This window comes from Streptomyces turgidiscabies Car8 (genome assembly GCF_000331005.1).
Classification (GTDB): Bacteria; Actinomycetota; Actinomycetes; order Streptomycetales; family Streptomycetaceae; genus Streptomyces; species Streptomyces turgidiscabies.
This window is the reverse complement of the sequence record NZ_AEJB01000187.1, coordinates 1-16,969: the sequence shown is the minus strand read 5'-3', so window position 1 is coordinate 16,969 and position 16,969 is coordinate 1. Positions and strand designations below refer to the sequence as shown.

At 70.0% G+C, this 16,969-nt stretch carries 13 protein-coding genes; 5 read left to right on the top strand and 8 right to left on the bottom strand.

The features are described from left to right. Positions 1 to 63 precede the first annotated feature (63 nt). On the top strand, positions 64 to 2,550 hold the full coding sequence (gene glgB / locus STRTUCAR8_RS11495; protein WP_006375830.1) for a 1,4-alpha-glucan branching enzyme: 2,487 nt from the start codon (positions 64 to 66) through the stop codon (positions 2,548 to 2,550). A 28-nt stretch (positions 2,551 to 2,578) separates the two neighbouring features. On the opposite strand, the gene STRTUCAR8_RS11490 is transcribed toward glgB, so the two are convergent. The 7 genes from STRTUCAR8_RS11490 to STRTUCAR8_RS11460 form a co-directional block, all read right to left on the bottom strand. Further along, positions 2,579 to 3,298 (bottom strand): NPCBM/NEW2 domain-containing protein, encoded by a 720-nt coding sequence (locus STRTUCAR8_RS11490; RefSeq protein ID WP_006375831.1) that lies wholly within the window; start codon positions 3,296 to 3,298, stop codon positions 2,579 to 2,581. Positions 3,299 to 3,567: 269 nt separating this feature from the next. Continuing rightward, the gene (locus tag STRTUCAR8_RS11485; protein ID WP_006375828.1) at positions 3,568 to 4,485 is read right to left on the bottom strand and encodes an S-4TM family putative pore-forming effector; all 918 of its coding nucleotides are present in this window, start codon (positions 4,483 to 4,485) and stop codon (positions 3,568 to 3,570) included. A 147-nt stretch (positions 4,486 to 4,632) separates the two neighbouring features. Further along, positions 4,633 to 6,849, bottom strand: coding sequence for a hypothetical protein (locus STRTUCAR8_RS11480; RefSeq protein WP_044472036.1), 2,217 nt, complete (start codon positions 6,847 to 6,849; stop codon positions 4,633 to 4,635). A 58-nt stretch (positions 6,850 to 6,907) separates the two neighbouring features. Then, the gene (locus tag STRTUCAR8_RS11475; RefSeq protein WP_006375835.1) at positions 6,908 to 8,356 is read right to left on the bottom strand and encodes a cytochrome P450 family protein; all 1,449 of its coding nucleotides are present in this window, start codon (positions 8,354 to 8,356) and stop codon (positions 6,908 to 6,910) included. Positions 8,357 to 8,464: 108 nt separating this feature from the next. Then, positions 8,465 to 10,765, bottom strand: a complete 2,301-nt coding sequence (locus STRTUCAR8_RS11470; RefSeq protein ID WP_078507173.1) for a HelD family protein — start codon at positions 10,763 to 10,765, stop codon at positions 8,465 to 8,467. A gap of 128 nt (positions 10,766 to 10,893) precedes the next feature. After that, positions 10,894 to 11,208: a thioredoxin family protein gene (locus STRTUCAR8_RS11465; protein WP_179200551.1), complete on the bottom strand. Its 315-nt coding sequence runs from the start codon at positions 11,206 to 11,208 to the stop codon at positions 10,894 to 10,896. Between the two features lie 14 nt (positions 11,209 to 11,222). Then, positions 11,223 to 11,651 carry a MerR family transcriptional regulator gene (locus tag STRTUCAR8_RS11460; RefSeq protein WP_044472039.1) on the bottom strand — a complete coding sequence of 143 codons (429 nt, stop codon included), beginning with the start codon at positions 11,649 to 11,651 and terminating at the stop codon, positions 11,223 to 11,225. A gap of 189 nt (positions 11,652 to 11,840) precedes the next feature. Here STRTUCAR8_RS11460 and STRTUCAR8_RS11455 point away from each other — a divergent pair, with 189 nt between their 5' ends. After that, complete coding sequence (locus STRTUCAR8_RS11455; protein ID WP_006375827.1) at positions 11,841 to 12,845, top strand: NAD-dependent epimerase/dehydratase family protein; 1,005 nt, start codon at positions 11,841 to 11,843, stop codon at positions 12,843 to 12,845. A gap of 60 nt (positions 12,846 to 12,905) precedes the next feature. Beyond that, positions 12,906 to 13,397: an ASCH domain-containing protein gene (locus tag STRTUCAR8_RS11450; RefSeq protein WP_006375832.1), complete on the top strand. Its 492-nt coding sequence runs from the start codon at positions 12,906 to 12,908 to the stop codon at positions 13,395 to 13,397. Between the two features lie 30 nt (positions 13,398 to 13,427). Here STRTUCAR8_RS11450 and STRTUCAR8_RS11445 read toward each other — a convergent pair whose 3' ends face one another. Continuing rightward, on the bottom strand, positions 13,428 to 15,197 hold the full coding sequence (locus STRTUCAR8_RS11445) for an MFS transporter (protein WP_006375834.1): 1,770 nt from the start codon (positions 15,195 to 15,197) through the stop codon (positions 13,428 to 13,430). Positions 15,198 to 15,350: 153 nt separating this feature from the next. Here STRTUCAR8_RS11445 and STRTUCAR8_RS11440 point away from each other — a divergent pair, with 153 nt between their 5' ends. Both STRTUCAR8_RS11440 and STRTUCAR8_RS11435 read left to right on the top strand, forming a co-directional pair. Beyond that, positions 15,351 to 16,010 (top strand): TetR/AcrR family transcriptional regulator, encoded by a 660-nt coding sequence (locus STRTUCAR8_RS11440; RefSeq protein WP_006375824.1) that lies wholly within the window; start codon positions 15,351 to 15,353, stop codon positions 16,008 to 16,010. 164 nt (positions 16,011 to 16,174) lie between these two features. Then, positions 16,175 to 16,687, top strand: coding sequence for a hypothetical protein (locus STRTUCAR8_RS11435; RefSeq protein WP_006375829.1), 513 nt, complete (start codon positions 16,175 to 16,177; stop codon positions 16,685 to 16,687). The last annotated feature ends 282 nt before the right edge of the window (positions 16,688 to 16,969 follow it).

The window sequence follows — 16,969 nt, the reverse complement described above, 5'->3', positions numbered from 1 at the left end:
CCCGCGTCACACCCGCCCGCGTCACCTCTCTCGCCCTGCCTCACCTCCGAAAGGCCCCAGCCCGTGACCCCGCACTCCCCGTCCAGCGGCTCGAAGAACCCGAAGAAGAAGACGTCCGCGAAGAAGGACCCCGGGAAGAAAGCGGCGAAGCAGGCAGCCAAAGAGGCCGCGAGGGAGGCGGCGAAGGAGCCGGTGAAGGAGTTGGAGAGTACGCCGGAGCCCGTGACGGCGACTGAACCGGTGACGGAACCGGGCCCGGTGGCGGAGCCGTCCACCTCTCAACCGGCCGAGGTCGCTCCGGCCGAGTTCGTACCTGTCGAGGTCACTCCGGTCGAGGTCACTCCGAAGAAGACCGCGCTGCTCCCCTCCCCCGCGCTGGACGCCGTCGACCGCGAGCGGCTGCTCGCCGGCACGCACCACGACCCGCACTCCGTCCTGGGCGCGCATCCGCTGCCCGGCGGGGTCGCTTTTCGGGTGCTGCGGCCCTACGCCGAGTCGGTGACCGTCGTGGCGGGGGATCTGCGGGCCGACCTGCACGCCGACGGGGACGGTTTCTTCTCGGGCGCGCTGCCCCTGCGGGGGGTCCCGGAGTACCGGCTCGTCATCGCGTACGAGGAGCAGGTGCAGGAGACCGAGGACGCGTACCGGCTGCTGCCCGCGCTCGGTGACCTGGACCTGCATCTGATCGGCGAGGGCCGGCACGAGGAGCTGTGGCGGGCGCTGGGCTCGGAGCCGATGACCCACCAGGGCGTCACCGGCACCCGTTTCGCCGTCTGGGCGCCGAACGCGCGCGGGGTGCGGGTGATCGGAGGCTTCAACTTCTGGGACGGTACGGCGTATCCGATGCGCTCCCTCGGTGGCACCGGGGTGTGGGAGCTATTTGTGCCGGGCGTCGGCGAGGGCGAGCTGTACAAGTTCGAGATCACGCGCGCGGACGGCTCGAAGACGCAGCGCGCGGACCCGATGGCCCGCCGGACCGAGGTCCCGCCCAACACGTCGTCCATCGTGCACAGTTCACACCACGAGTGGGATGACGCGGAGTGGCTGGCACGCCGGTCCGGGGCCCCCGCGCACGAGGCCCCGATGTCGATCTACGAGCTCCATCTGGCGTCCTGGCGTCCTGGCCTGACCTACCGTCAGCTGGCGGAGCAACTCCCCGCCTACGTACGGGACCTGGGCTTCACGCACGTGGAGCTGATGCCGGTGGCGGAGCATCCCTTCGGCGGCTCGTGGGGCTACCAGGTCACCGGTTTCTACGCCCCCACGGCCCGGCTGGGCACCCCGGACGACTTCAAGTACCTGGTGGACGCCCTCCATCGCGCCGGTATCGGCGTGCTGATGGACTGGGTGCCGGCGCACTTCCCGCGCGACGACTGGGCGTTGGCCGAGTTCGACGGGCGCCCGCTGTACGAGCACGAGGACCCGCTGCGTGCCGCCCACCCCGACTGGGGCACCCTCGAGTTCGACTTCGGCCGGCGCGAGGTCCGCAACTTCCTTGTGGCGAACGCCGTCTACTGGTGCCAGGAGTTCCACATAGACGGCCTGCGGGTCGACGCGGTCGCCTCGATGCTGTACCTCGACTACTCGCGCGAGGCCGGCCAGTGGACGCCGAACGAGCACGGCGGCCGGGAGAACCTGGACGCGGTCGCCTTCCTCCAGGAGATGAACGCGACGGTGTACCGGAGAGTCCCCGGCGTCGTGACGATCGCCGAGGAGTCGACGGCGTGGGACGGCGTCACCCGGGCCACGCACCACACGGGCCCCGGCGGCTTCGGCGGCCTGGGCTTCGGCCTGAAGTGGAACATGGGCTGGATGCACGACTCGCTCGGCTACGTCCAGCACGACCCGGTGCACCGTAAGCACCACCACCACGAGATGACGTTCTCCATGGTGTACGCGTACAGCGAGAACTACGTCCTGCCCATCTCGCACGACGAAGTGGTCCACGGCAAGGGTTCGCTGGTGTCGAAGATGCCGGGCGACTGGTGGCAGCAGCGGGCGACCGAACGGGCGTACCTGGCCTTCATGTGGTCCCACCCCGGCAAGCAACTCCTGTTCATGGGCCAGGAGTTCGCGCAGGGCGCGGAGTGGTCGGAGGCCCATGGCCCCGACTGGTGGCTGCTCGACCCCGCGTACGGCGCTGAGGCGGATCACAGGGGCGTACGGGACCTGGTCCGCGACCTGAACACGGTGTACCGGGACACCCCGGCCCTCTGGCAGCTGGACACGCGGCCGTCGGGCTTCGAGTGGCTGGTCGGCGACGCGGCGGAGGACAACGTCTTCGCCTTCGTCCGCTACGACGCGGAGGGCACTCCGCTCCTGTCGATCAGCAACTTCTCCCCCGTCGTCCGCGACGACTACCGCATCGGCGTCCCGGACACGGTCCAGGCCTGGCACGAGACCCTCAACACGGACGCGTCCCGTTACGGTGGCGCCGACATCCACAACCCTGACCCGCTCAAGCCCGACCCCCAGCCCTGGCACGGCCGCGCGGCCAGCATCCGCGTAACCCTGCCCCCGCTGGCGACGGTGTGGCTGCGCCCGGCGTAGCCACGTACGGCGTCGGGGAGGACGACATTCAGGAGGTCAGGACCGCGTCACCGAGGCCGCCCGTCGTCGCGGAGCGGTTCGGATCGCCCGACTTCACCAGAGCACAGGTGATCCTGATCTGGTCCTGGCCGCTGATGTCGACGGAGAGGTCGGCGGTGTCGCTGGAGCGGAACTGCACCGCGTCGGCGATCTGCCGCCCCGAGGAGTCGAACACCTTGATCGCCGCCACGGAGCCGATCGCGTTCCTCGCATCGGAGGGGATGCCGAGAGTGGCCTTGAGACGCTTGTAGCTGCTCACGTCGTACGTGACGCTGTCGTTGCTCGAGCTGTCGCAGCCGAGCCTGACGCTCTTGGGGTAGTTGACGCCGAGCATCAGCACAGGGCTGGGGCCGTAGTCGCCCGTGTACGTGACTGAGCTGAGGTCGGAGAGGAAGCTCTGCGCCGGGCGCGCCGACGAACTGTCCGCGGGCTCGGGATTCTCCCCGTCCAGCGAACCACTCCCGCCCTCGCCCTGACCCTCAAGCGTCGTCGGCGTCGCGCTCGCCTCCGGGGTCGCCGTGACCGTCTCCGTGGCCCGCACGGTCACCGTCGCGGTCGGCTGCGGGGAGTCGGCCTGGTAGTTCTTCTCACTCACCCGCCCCGTGAAGTAGCCGGTGGCGATGGTCAGAACACTCACCACGAGCAGCTCCACCCAACGGGGCCCGATCTGCCAGCGGGAACGGGCCGGCTGCCGCTTTTCGAGGTTCATGTGGTCTCCCCTGTTCGTCCGGCCGGGTGGGGACAGCGCGGTGGAGAGCGTTCACCGGCTCCACCCCACGAAGCCCGCTCGTCATCCGCAGCCACACGCGAGCCGAGGTGCCTCACCCTAGGACGGGCAGGAGCGAGCCGGGTCGCGTTCACCAGGCCTTCCGCCGTCAGTGGGAGCGCGCAACACTCCGGGGGGCGCGCGAATATCCCGCACGCCCCCCGGAGTGATCGTCGAGCCGGCCCAACGGTGGTCGGCCGGTCGCTCCTCGGTCAGGGCGTGGGGTCGGCGGCCGTCCGGTCCAGTTCCCGCATGGCCTGCACGAAGTCCTCCCGGTCCGAGGTCTGGAACCGGCGGAAGAACCAGTCGGGCACCCTGACCTGCCCGAGCCTGGTCTGGAGCAGCACATCCTGGCCCTGCCGGGCGAGTTGGAGCAGCCCGGGGACGTCCGCGGAGGGCCGTCCGCGCGAGACGTGCTCGCGCATCGCGGCCAGGAGCACCGACTGCGCGTGCTCTCGGGCCGCTGCCGTGTCCCGCTGCGCCGCGACGGTGTCCAGGCCGAGCAACAGCAGTCCCAGCGAGGGGACGAACCAGTGGAGCAGCAGGTCGGACACGGTCATCGACCGCGCCAGACCTGTCCCGACGCCCGCCATGGTCCAGAGCGCCAGCGCGCACGAGACGGTCGTGGCGTACCGGCGGCGCACCCGGGCGCCCCAACCGAGCGTCTGCAGCTGGCAGGCGAAGACGTCCAGCGGGCGGCTGAGCGCGGTGGCCTCGAAGAAGTAGTCGTGCAGCCGTGACTCCGGCCCCGTGTACCGACGGGCCACCCGGCCCACCTCCTCGGCCGGGGGCGCGGTGCCGCCGGCGAGGACGGTGTTCCACGGGAGTCCGAGCAGCTGGACGTCGAACTTCTCCTGCACCAGAGCCGCGCGCCGCATCTCCCCGCGCCCCCACAGCCGGGCCCCCGCCGCGTACGCGAGCGCCCACAGCAGGCCGAGCAGGGTGCCCGGTGTCTTGAGCACGGGCGCGAACACGCCCGCCACCCCCAAGGCTGCGAGGAGCACGGAGAGCGAGACGTGCGCGGAGGCGAGGCGTTTGGCCCGGCGGTGCGAAACGGAGGCCGCTTTCAGGAGTATCAGCAGGTCGGGATCGTTCTGCCGCTCGAAAATAGGCGTGTTCGGTACCGCCACGGTTCCCCCCGATCCGCTGACGCGCCGCCGTGTGGGCGCGGCCAGTGTGCGCGGCGGCCGGCCCGACGGCATATCGGCCGGGTACCGACCGCGTGAGCAGTCATGCCCAGCCGTCGCGGAGGACATGCGCGGGACCGGACGACCGGGTCACAGGTCCCAAACCTCCAGCCGCCCCTCTGTGCCGAGCGTCGCGAGCATCGTGCCGTCCCGGTCGATGGCGACGTCCGTGTAGGTACCGGACTGCCGCAACTGGGTGCCGCCGTCGACGGTCGGGATGGACAGTCGCCCCCGCCGGAGCCAGAAAAGCGTGCCCGTCTCGGTGCAGACCAGGCGCATCCACTTCGCGCCGAGCGCTTCGTGGGCCTCCCGGTCGGTGAGCTTGCGGCGGTACACCTCCCGCCCGTCGTCGGTGCTCCACACGACGACCTCCTCGAAGGTGACGCACCCGACGTGGCTGCCCGAGGGGGAGACCGCGAGCTGCAGACCCGGATCGGGGGTCATCTTCTGCATGAACTTGTTCCTGAGGTGCGGAATGCTGTTGGCCACAGCGCATTTGAGCAGCGATCGGTCCCGCCGGTGGATGTGCACCTCCCGCGCACGGGCCATTGCGACGACCGAGGCGTCGATACTGACCGCACTCGCCGCCAACGAGGGCGGGCAGGGCAGAGCCTCGATCGGCGCCCCGTTCCCGAACGCGCGGACGGTCAGGTACTCCGTGTCGTGGGTGGCGAACACGTCCCCGCCGCTGGTGACCAGGAAGTGGTCGCCGTTGCGCAGGGGGACCGGTGGAGGCCGCAACGCGCCGCCCCGCTGCGGAAAGTGCACGATCTCCAGTTCCTTCGGGCGGGCCACCACCACGCTGTGCGTCAGGGAGGCCACCAGCGACTGATGGCCCAGCCGCTGCCGCGGTGAGCGTCCGCCGGTCCCGGGGAGCGGGTCCCCGGAGACGCTCCAGCGCCGGACGCCACCCTCGCTGTCGACGGCCACGACGGTGCGGTCGGGGCCGAACCCGACGACCGAGCGGTCGTCCGGTACCCCTGTCTCCGTCTGCCACCGCCGCTGCCTGGGCCCCTGATCCGGCACGAAGCCCGGTGCACGGCCACTCGTGGCCGAGCCCGCGTGCCCGAAGCCGCGCACGGTGAAGGAATCCCGGCCCGGCTCCAGGGCCGGTGGCCAGGCCTCAGTGTCGTTCTCCCGGGTCCGGGCCAGCACTTCGCCGCCCGCGTGGGCCGCGAGCCGCGCGAACCACGTGCGGCCGGCTTCGCTGATCTTGGTGTACGTCGTGAACCGCAGGGCCGCCGCCGTCAGCGAGAGCAGGAACTGCAGCTCCCAAGGGTCCCCCCAGCCGACCATTGCCTCGTGGGCGGGGTCCCGCACAGCCGTCACCCGGGCCGCTGCGCCCGGAACGATGTCGGCGCGATGGTCGGCATCCGGGTCGACGACGAACCGGAGGAGCGCGTGCCGCTGGTCGGGCGGCAGTTCCTGCGGGTGGTTCACGTGGGGCAACAGAACGGACAGCAGCAGGGTGGCCACATCGCGACCGAGATCCGCGCTCCTGCTGAAGGTGCACAGGTCGATGAGGCGGTACGCGTGCGGCTGCACCACCTTCTCCAGCCTCGGCACGAGGACGTTGTCGAGGTGCAGGTCTCCGTGGCCGAGCCCCCGCAGGACCGGCACCGTCGGGTCCGCGAGTGCCGGGTGCCCACCCTTGACCAGCAGATACGGATTGGGCAGCCGCATGCCGTCGCTGTAGACCCAGGGGGGCGAGGGGTCGAGGACGCCCAGGTCCCGGCCGAACGCCTGGAGGGAACCGCCACCCGTCCACACGTCGTTGAGTTCGCGGCGGAGGAACTCCGACACCGTGACCTGCACGGGGACGGCGTTCTTCAGAGCCGCTTCGTTCCACTCGGCCAGCAGTCCCCGGACGACCGCCTCGACGACCTGGTTCTGCTCATGCCGGGGAAGGGATCCCGCCGGGGTGACGTCGCGCAGACTGCCCCCGGCGACCTCCTGGAACATCACGGTCCTGCCGCTGGGAAGGCCGATCGGCGGATACGGCTGGCCGACCAGGTGCAGCTTGGAGAACTCCGGCACGGCCTCCAGCGCGTCCGCATGGACGGATGCCTCTCCGCCGGATGCTCCGGCCGGAATCACCTTGACGACGAGTTGCCGGGGCGGGGGCGCGGCGAGGATCGTCTGGAGCACCGCGCCCGTGTAACTGCTGCCGGGCGAGGTCCACAACGGCCGCTTCAGGCAAAGCTCGGACCAGCCGTACTCCTCACCCTGGCGCAGGAGTTCATCGACGACCTCCTGCCCACAGGTGTTCCGGATCCACGTGATGTCCTCGGAGGGGATACGCAGCACGAGAAGCCCTTCGGCAGCAGGGTTCAAAGGATTTGGACAGCGTCACACACCCCCAGCCTCACCTCCCCCCGAACATCAGCCTCCGCAACGCCCCCAACAGCCCCTTCACCTGCCCGTCCCCGCCGGACCCCGCCACCGCCACCACGCCGCCCGCCTCCCCGCGCCGGCCCCCGGCATCCGCACCGACTCCCCGCTCCGCCCAAGCCTCGTTCCCGCTCCCACCCACGTTTCTGTTCAACTCGTACCGGACCGGCAACAGCCGCAGCCCCCGCACCACCGGCCCCGACCGCCACGGCAACTGGTCGGCCGGCAACGTGAGTTCCGCTTTGCGGAGGTGGTCGAAGATGCGGCCCACGGCCGTACTCACGATCATTCCGCCCAACTCCCGTGCTGCGCTGGGACATTGGTGCGGCCCGGCTCCCCACCCCAGGTGCGCCCGCGTGCTCACGGCCGACCCGACCAGATGGGACGCCCCGATCGCCATCAGGTCCCCGTGCGCCGCCGCGGCCGACGGCGAGACGATGTCGCCGGCCCGGATCCAGAAGTTCCCCAGCGCCACATCCCGCGCAGCGAACCGGAAGCACATGTTGGCGACCGGCGGATTCACCAGCGCCGCCCGGTTCACGGTCTCCCCGACCTGGCCGGCCGACAGACTGCGCCGTACCGTCGCGTTCCCGCGCAGCACCTCGAGGAGCGTGTTGAGCACCATGTTCCCGGTGATGTCGTTCAGGTACACGGCGTTCATGAACAGCTCGCGCCCCAACTGCTCGTCCGACAGCTCCGGGTCGGCCAGCAGCATGTACGACGTCAGGTCGTCCCCGGGCCGCGCCCGCCGGTGCGCCGCCAGCCGTGTCATCGCGGCCAGCGCCCGTCCCGTGGCCGGCCCGGCGTCGGGTCCACCGTCCAGCATCCGCCACAGGTCCATGACCAGCTCGTCCCCGAGCTCCACCGGGCACCCGAACAGCTTGGTGGTGACCATCAGCAGCAACGGCCGCGTGTACTGGGCCCCCAGGTCGGCGAACCCCGACGTGCCCGACTCGGCCGCCAGCAAGGCGATCAGCTCGTCGGCGTACCGCGCGACCGTCGCCCGCAGCTCCCAGCCCTGCGGGGTGTGCCCGTCCTGGAACGGCCGCAGCGCCGTGTGATGCGTGTGCCGGGCGGCGAGGTGCTCCTCGTCGTCCATGAACATCGTCTGCCGCACCTCGTAGCCCGCGAGCAGCGGCCAGTCCGGTGGCAGCCGGCCCTGCGCACGGGCCCGCCAGTACCGCACGTCCCGCCGCCACACACTCTCGTTCCGCAGTACCTCCAGCACCTCGCGGTAGTCGAGAACCAGCCACACCGGTACGCCCATCAGCCCCACCGGCGCCACGGGTCCGTAGGTCCGCCGCAGTCGCGCGTAGACCCCGCCCGGGTCGGCGTCGAACTCCGACGTCAACAGCGGTTCCACGGGCAACGACTCGAGTGCCGGGCTGTCGACCGGCGCGGTCGCGAACGGATGGGCTTCCATACGCACACGCATACCGCACCGACCGTGCACCTGCGGTGACCATGGCGCGAACTGTTACGTCTTGGTGACCCTGGGTGCACGCGATCCGCCGGTGCTCACGGACCGTCCTCAGACCCCCGCGGAGTCGGCGGTCACGGCCAACGCCACCGGCAACTCCCCCCGGTGCAGCACACCGACGCGCTGCGTGGCCCGGGTCAGCGCCACGTACAGGTCACTCGTACCGAAGGCCCCGGGTTCGACCACCAGCACGGAGTCGAATTCCAGCCCCTTGGCCTGCCGGGGGTCGAGCAGCACGACGGCCCGCGTGAGATCGGGCTCCGCCCCCGCCTCCACGTCGTCCAGCCGCGCCGCCAACTCCCCGTGCAGTTCACGCGGCGCGATGACGGCGAGCCGCCCCTCGACGGGCGCCAGTTCGCGGGCCGCCTTCGCGACGGCTCCCGCGAGATCGCCATCCTCCACGGCACGCACCCACGGTCGAACTCCGGTCGACCGTACGGATTTCGGCGGCTCGAAGTCCGACCGCTCCGCCCTCACCACGGCTGCCGCGAGGTCCATGATCTCGGCCGGGGTGCGGTAGTTGACGCCCAGCCGGGCATGCTCCCAGCGGTCGTGGACGTACGGCGCGAGGATGTCCGCCCAGGCGCCGACCCCACCCGGCTCGGCGGTCTGCGCGGGGTCGCCGACCAGTGTCATCGACCGGGTCGGGCTGCGCCGCATGAGGAGCCGCCACGCCATCGGCGACAACTCCTGCGCCTCGTCGACGATGATGTGGCCGAACGCCCAGGTCCGGTCGGCCGCCGCCCGCTCGGCGGCGCTGCGCGGGTCGTCCTCCTCGTGCCGCTCGGCGAACCGCTCCGCGTCGATGATGTCGTGCGCGGACAGCACCTCGGACTCCTCCACGTCCAGGTCCTCGAACTCATACGTACGGGAGGCGTACGACACGTCCAACACGCCTTGTGCGTAAGCGACCTGGCTGTTGCGCTCGCGCTCGGCCCGCGCCCGGGCGACCCGGTCGTCCTCGCCGAGCAGCTCCGCCGCCTCGTCGAGCAGCGGTACGTCGGCTGTCGTCCAGTCGCGGCTCACGGGCCGCCTGATGGCATCCGCGTCGGCCTCCGACACGTACCCCTCGGGCGCGGCGAGGAAGTCCGCGACCAGGCGCCGCGGGCCGATGCGGGGCCACAACTGCTCGATGGCGGACCAGACTTCGCGGTTCTCGGCCAGGTCGTCGCGGATCTGGGTGATGTCGCTGGGGTCGAGGAGGTTGCTGCCGTCGTAGGGGTCGGTGCCGATGCGCTCGGCCACCATCTCGGTCAGGGTGTTGAGGATGTGCCCCTCGAAGTGCTCACGGGCGACGTTGTGCGGCAGTTTCGCCTCGCGCGTCCGCTCCCGCGCCACGCTCACCAGCCCGGCGTCGAGCATGAGGACGTCCCGGTCGTGCTCGATGGTGATGACGGGGTCGGGCAGTCCCTGCCGGTCCCGTACGACGGCTGCCAGCACGTCGGCCATCTCCGCCCGCCCCTTGACGGCAGCGGCCCGCGCCGTGTCGGCGGCGGTGGCCTTCACGCCCGGGAACAGCTCGCCGACGGTCGCCAGGAGCACCCCGGTCTCACCGAGCGAGGGCAGCACCTCACCGATGTAGCCGAGGAAGGCGGGGTTGGGGCCGACGATCAACACGGCCCGCTTGGCGAGGAGTTCGCGGTGTTCGTAGAGGAGGTAGGCGGCCCGGTGGAGCGCGACGGCGGTCTTGCCGGTGCCGGGTCCGCCCTCCACCACCAGGACGCCTCGATGCGGGGCACGGATGATCTCGTCCTGCTCCGCCTGGATGGTCTGGACGATGTCGTTCATCCGGCCGGTGCGGGCGGAGTCGAGCGCGGCGAGCAGTACGGCGTCGCCGGAGGGGTCCTCGTAGCCGGTCCGCGTCTCGTCCCCGAGGTCGAGGATCTCGTCGTGCAGTCCGGTGACGTGCCGCCCGTCCGTGCTGATGTGCCGACGCCGGCGAAGGCCCATCGTGGTGTGCCCGGTGGCGAGATAGAAGGGCCGGGAGACCTCGGCCCGCCAGTCGATGAGCATCGGGGTGCGCTCGGCGTCGTCGGCGCGCAGTCCGATACGGCCGATGTGGTGGGTGACCCCGGAGGTGAGATCGATCCGCCCGAAGCACAGCGACCCGTCGACGGCGTTCAGCGCGGCGAGCAGCCCCGACCGTTCGGCGACGAGCACATCCCGTTCGAGCCGCGCCTGCATCGGCGTGCTGCCCTGCGCGAGCGCGTCCGTGACGGAGTGCTCGGTGTCGCCGCGCAGGGCGTCGACGCGGGCGTAGAGCCCGTCGACGAATTCCTGCTCACTCCGCAATTCATCGTGAGTTGATTCCGTGTTTGCGCCCCTGTTTGACAATTCCGCTCCCGCTCGGATATACTCTGCTCATCGACTTCTCGCGACCCGACTTCCATAAAGTCGCGAACCATTGAATATACGCAAAGAAATCCCCCGAGCGCAATCGCTCGGGGGATTTCTTTTGCCGGTTCACGGCTCGGCGCGCGTCAGAGTACGTCGGACAGCTCCTCCAGCAGTCGCCTTTTGGGCCGGGCTCCCACCATCGACCGCAGCGGCTCCCCGCCCCGGAACACCATGAACGTCGGCATGGACAGAACCCGGTACGCGTTCGTCGTCAGGGGGTTCATGTCCACGTTCAGCTGCACCACCTTCAGCCGGTCGGACTCCTCCGCCGCGAGGGCGCTCAGTACGGGAGCCATCTGTCGGCACGGCGGGCACCAGTCCGCCGTGAACTCCACCAGGACCGGCAGCTCGGCCCCGATCACCTCCGCCTCGAAGTCCGCGTCCGTCACCTCGGCCACACCCGCTGCCCTGATCATCGCGTCCGTCCTCCCCACTCGCATTCCGGTTCCGGACCGCCCGGAACCGTCGCCTCGGCCGCCAACGCGTCGCGCGCCCGCTCGGCCCGCGTCAGCTGCTCGCCGACCTTCGTCCGAACCGACTGCAACTCCCCGATCAGCGCGTCGAGTTCGTCCAGCTTGCGGCGGTAGACGGCGAGTGACGCGGGACAGGAGTCACCCTCCGGGTGGCCCGCCCGCAGACAGTCCACGAAGGGCCGCGTCTCCTCCAGGTCGAACCCGAAGTCCTGGAGCGTCCGGATCTGCCTGAGCAGTTTCAGGTCGTCCTCGTCGTAGGCGCGGTAGCCGTTGTCCATGCGCCGCGCGGGCAGCAGCCCACGCGACTCGTAGTACCGCAGGGTCCGTGTGGTGGTCCCGGCCCGCGCCGCCAGCTCGCCGATTCGCATGCCGATTCGCATGGGTACGAACGTAGTCCTTGACGCCGACGTCAAGGCAAGCGCGGGCCGGATCGGGTCGGGTCGGTGACCTCAGGCCGGGTCGGACCGGTCCGGTGACAGCGCCTTTCTGCCACCGGGGAGGACGACTCATACGCCAGAACAATTATGATCACAAGGTCCGCAACGGGGAGGAACATCATGCGCGACGTATTGGTCATCGGCGGCAACCGCTATTTCGGAAAGCGGCTCATCGACCGGCTGACTGCCGCAGGCGACCGGGTGACCGTTCTCAACCGGGGCTCCGCGCCCCCACCCGCCGACGTAATTCACCTCGTCGCCGACCGCGACGACGAGGCCGCTCTCAATTCCGCTCTCGGCGACCGTACCTTCGACGTCGTCGTCGACCAGGTCTGCTATACACCCCGCCAGGCGGCGATCGCCCGGCGCGTCTTCGGCGGCGGCCGTACCCGCCGCTATGTGATGACGTCCACGGTCGAGGTGTACGAGTACGAGGACTCCCTCGTCTACGAGGACACCGTCGTCCCCGTGCGCGAGGACGCCGTCGATCCGCTCACCGTCCCTGTCCGTCTCGAACTCCCCTGGCACAAGCCGGAGTTCCGCGAGACGCACTACGGCGAGGGCAAGCGCCAGGCCGAGGCGGTCTTCGCGGCGGACGACGCCACCGGCGATTCCGACGACGCGAGCGACTCCGCCTCCACGCCGACCGACGGTACGAGGTTCCCGTACACCGCCGTGCGCGTGGCCCATGTCCTGGGCGGGGCCGACGACTTCACCGGCCGGCTCGACCACTACGCCCAGCGCATCCGTACCGGCGAACCGATAGCCGTACCGACCGAGAACCGGCCCGCGACCTACATCCATGTCGAGGAGATCGCCGACTTCCTGTTCTGGGCGGTGGGCGAGGAGTTCACCGGGCCGGTCAACGCCGCGTCCCACGGCCTGCTGACCACCGAGGAGTTGTGCGCGGTCGTGGCCCGGCACATCCCGCACGGCAGAACCGTTTTCCAGAACGTCGACGTCGGCAAGGTCTCGCCGTTCTCCTTCGCGCGCTCGTACGGCATGGACAACTCCCGTGCCACCGAACTCGGGTTCACCTTCGGTCACGTACAGGAGTGGCTGCCCCGAGCCGTCGCCGAGACCCTGGGCCCGGACACCGGCCCGGAAACGGAGCTGGGCAGGTGACGTGCGGTTCGGCGCGTAATTGGCGTGCCCGGAAAGGGGGTTTCGCCCTACCGTGATCCCATGACGACCACCGAGCAGCCGCCGCAACCGCCGCAGCCCGTGAATCGCCCGGAGCCCGAAGACCCCCCGGCGACCGAGGGGCTCCCCAAGGCCGAGTTCGCGTTCCCCGGTCCGCTGCGTGACCAGCTCGTCGCCGCGATCCTCGACGGTTCGAAGACGTCCACGACCGGGCTCGTGATCGACTACGAACACGAGGGTGACGCTCTGCCGGAGGTCGGCGGCCGTTCGGTGGTCGTCGACTCCGAGGACCGGCCGGTCGGGATCATCGAGATCACGGGCGTACGGGTCGTTCCGCTGGCCGCGGTGGATCTCGCCCACGCGCTCGACGAGGGCGAGGGGTACACCGATGTGGCCGCCTGGCGGGCAGGTCACGAACGGTTCTGGCACAGCGCGGAGATGCGGGCGGCACTGGACGACCCCGGGTTCACCGTGACCGACGCGACCCTGACGGTCCTGGAACGCTTCCGCCTGGTGACCGACCTGAGGCCGTAGTGGCCGTCCCGCTCCCCCCGCTGAGGGAGATCACCGACCTGTACGGGTGAACTCGGCCGCCTCGGCGATCTCCTCGGCCTCCTCGACCTCCTCGACCTCCTCGACCTCGACCGGCCGCGCGGGTACGTCCGCCGCCGGCTCCGTGTCCTCCGTACGACCGCTGCCGTGCCCCTTGCCCGGCAGCAGGACGGCGACCAGTACCGTCCCCACGCCCAGGATCACCGCGCCGATCAGGCTGGTGTGGGCCACCGCGTCCGAGAAGGACGAGCCGACCGCGTCCGTCATCTGGCGTGCCCCCTGGGCGAGTTGGCCGGCCTGTGCCTTCAACTCGGCCGCCTGTTCCGGCTTCCCCGCGCTCGCCGCCTGCGACGCCTGTGCGGCGAGCTGCTGAGCCCGTTCGCCGATCGCCTGGGCCACCTGGTAGCCCGCGCCGACCGAATCCTGGGCCTGGTTCAGGGCGCCCGCCGGCAGCTTGCTCCCGTTCGTCGCGTCGGTGAGGTGGGAGGCGTACGACGTGGAGAGGAGGGAGCCGAGGATCGCGATGCCGAGCGAGCCGCCCAGCTCCAGCGAGGTGTCGTTCACCGCGCCGCCGACGCCCAGTTCGGCCTCGGGGAACGCCCCCATGATCGCGTCCGTGCACGGGGAGAGGGCGAGGCCGATCGCGAGGCCGAGGATGACGAGAGGGGTGACGAAGGTCCCGTACGACGAACCCGAGTCCACCTGCGAGAGCAGTGCGAGGGCCGCCGTACCGCCGACCATGCCCGCCGTGACCGTGATCCTCATGCCGACGCGCGGGGTGAAGTAGCCGGTGAGGGCCGAGCCGACGAAGACCGCGCCCGCCAGCGGCAGCATGCGCAGACCGGTGTCCAGGGCGTCGTAGCCGAGCACGAACTGGAGGTGCTGGGTGAGGTAGTAGAACGCGCCGAAGACCGCCAGGAAGAACAGGGCGACCGCGAGGTTCGAGCCCGCGAACCGGCGCTGCGTGAAGCGTCGTACGTCGAGGACCGGGCGCGGATGGCGCAGCTCCCACACGACGAAGAGGGCCAGGCCCAGGCCTGCCGCGACGGCCGCCGTGATCGCCTTGACGCCCCAGCCGAAGTGCGGTCCCTCGATGATCATGTAGACGAGCGCGCCGATCCACACGACCGACAGCAGGCCGCCGACGTAGTCGATCCGGTCGTGGTGGCCCGCCCTGGACGGCGGTACGAGGACGAGGGCGCCGACGATCGCGAGTGCGGCGATCGGCACGTTGATCAGGAACGTCGAGGACCAGCCGTGGTTCTCCAGCAGCGCGCCCGCGACCAGCGGACCGGCCGCGATGGCGAGGCCGGCGGTGGCCGTCCACAGGGTGATCGCCTTGGCTCGTTCGGCGCGCGGGAAGGTCGCGGCGAGGAGGGAGAGCGTCGCGGGCATGATCAGCGCGGCGCCCACGCCCATGACGGCACGGGCCGCGATGACCCCGGTGGCCGAGCCGACCAGCGAGCCCGCGACCGACCCGGCGCCGAAGACGACCAGGCCGAGGACGAGCGCCCCGCGCCGGCTGTACTTGTCGCCGATCGCGCCGAGCAGCAGCATCAGCGCCGCGTACGGGACGGTGTAGCCGTCGATGACCCACTGGAGGTCGGCGCTGGACAGGCCCAGGTCCTGGGTCATGTCGGGGGCGGCGACGGTGAGGGCGGTGTTCGCCATCACGATGATCAGCAGGCTCAGGCAGAGCACGAGAAGCGCCCACCAGCGCCGGGTGTAGGGGGCCTTCATCCCCTCGACGGGTTCCGTACGGACAAGTCGTCCAAGTCGCATGGGTCGCATGGGTCGCATGGCTACGGGGTCGCCTCCCTGACTGGCTGTGACCAGCTGTCGTTGATCCTTTTGCACAATACCGTGCAGTTGCACAACAATGTGCAATGTACGCCGATGCACAGCACTGTGCAAACAGAAGCGAGGGAAGGCACAATGTCAGCCATGACCACGGGTACCTCCAGCCGCGCCGACACGAACCGCCGCCGCATCCTCGACGTCGCGCTCGCCGAGCTGTTGCGGGACCCCGACGCCTCGATGGACCAGATCGCGCGCGCCGCAGGTGTCGTACGACGGACCGTGTACGGGCATTTCCCGAACCGGGAGGCGCTGATCAGCACGCTGCTCGACGGCGCCGTCGAGGCGGTGGCCGCCGCGCACGCGGAGGGGCTCGAGGGAGGCACCGAGGATCCGGCGGAGTGCGTGGCCCGGTCCACGCTGGCGGTCTGGCGGGTCGCCGACCGCTACCGCATCCTCGTCGGGCTCGCCCAGCGCAGCGTCACCGTGCAGGGCATCCGCGACCGGTTCACGCCGGTCCGCGAGGCCTGCGTCGAGATGCTCCGGCGGGGCCTGGCGGAGGGCGCGTTCAGCTCACCGCTGCCGGCACCGGCACTGGCGTACGTGCACGAGCAGATGCTGTTCGCGCTGATGGAGGCGGTGAACGACGGACTCCTCGCAGCGGAGGAGGCGGGCCCCTCGGCCGCGGTCACCCTGCTGACCACGGCAGGCGTCCCCGCCTCCCGGGCCACCGCGCTGGTGGCCGGGCTGAGCGACGTATCGGCCGAGCGAGCCGAAAAGCCCGTTCCGCGGGATTGAGAAGGATTTCGAAGAATTGCGAGAGATTCACCGCTCTCCATGAAATCCACTCCCCGACAAAACTTTCTCTTGGTTAATCATTGACCGATCTCCCAGGTCAACGCTGGTAGCGTTCCCATCGCTCTGACCAAGCATTCTTGAAAACGTATGGGGGATTGAACTTCGTGAGCGTACGAAGCAAGGGAATTTCCACTCTGATCGCCTTCACCATGACCGGCACGATGTGCGGCATCGGTGCGCAGACGGCATTTGCCGTTTCGACGGAGGGTGAAGGTACAGCCGCACAGGCGGCGACAGCGGGGCAACCTCGCGCCGGAGCCGACGAACTCTGCGCGGTCGTGGGGATAGGCAGCGGCGCGGCAGGCCTCACCAAGGCGCTGGCCAAGGGTGCGTCGTGGGTGGGTATCGGCGCCAGCATCGGGTGCTACCTGTACACGAAGGCCAAAGAGGCCACGCCCGCGGAAAAGCGGGCAGCCATGATCGCCTCGTACAACAGCTACCAGGCGAAGAGTGATCTCAAGAAGCTCGAAGCCCTCGGCTGGGACTGCCGGAAGGCGAGCGGTGGCGGCGGTGGGGGCGGCGGCGACGTCGCTCCTGCCAACACGAAGCTGAGGGTGGGATTCCGGGACATCAAAATGAAGGGCGTCACATATAAGTGCAGCGCCATCGGGGACTGACGGGGCGCCGCGATCCCAGCTATGGAGAGCGATTCGCGCTCTCCACGGCGCTGGTCGTGGTCAGCCTGCTGTGGACAACACAGGAAATGGCCCCATGGGCGACCATTCTGTGTGGGGCCGGTACAGCTGGAGGAGTGCTCGGGTTGCTCTACTTCGGATGGCGCTGGCTTTCCTTGCGCCGGGACTCGCATTGAGTTCTTCTCGGCGAATCACTCTTCATGAGCACTCTTCATAAACACTCTTCATGAAGTGCGAGAAGGCCGGGTACCGGACGGCCTGAAG

Excerpts from the sequence above, each read along its gene's own strand:
- STRTUCAR8_RS11490 (WP_006375831.1), bottom strand. The coding sequence starts at position 3,298 with ATGAACCTCGAAAAGCGGCAGCCGGCCCGTTCCCGCTGGCAGATCGGG.
- STRTUCAR8_RS11475 (WP_006375835.1), bottom strand. The coding sequence starts at position 8,356 with ATGGAAGCCCATCCGTTCGCGACCGCGCCGGTCGACAGCCCGGCACTC.
- STRTUCAR8_RS11460 (WP_044472039.1), bottom strand. The coding sequence starts at position 11,651 with ATGCGAATCGGCGAGCTGGCGGCGCGGGCCGGGACCACCACACGGACC.
- STRTUCAR8_RS11455 (WP_006375827.1), top strand. The coding sequence starts at position 11,841 with ATGCGCGACGTATTGGTCATCGGCGGCAACCGCTATTTCGGAAAGCGG.
- STRTUCAR8_RS11450 (WP_006375832.1), top strand. The coding sequence starts at position 12,906 with ATGACGACCACCGAGCAGCCGCCGCAACCGCCGCAGCCCGTGAATCGC.
- STRTUCAR8_RS11445 (WP_006375834.1), bottom strand. The coding sequence starts at position 15,197 with ATGCGACTTGGACGACTTGTCCGTACGGAACCCGTCGAGGGGATGAAG.
- STRTUCAR8_RS11440 (WP_006375824.1), top strand. The coding sequence starts at position 15,351 with ATGTCAGCCATGACCACGGGTACCTCCAGCCGCGCCGACACGAACCGC.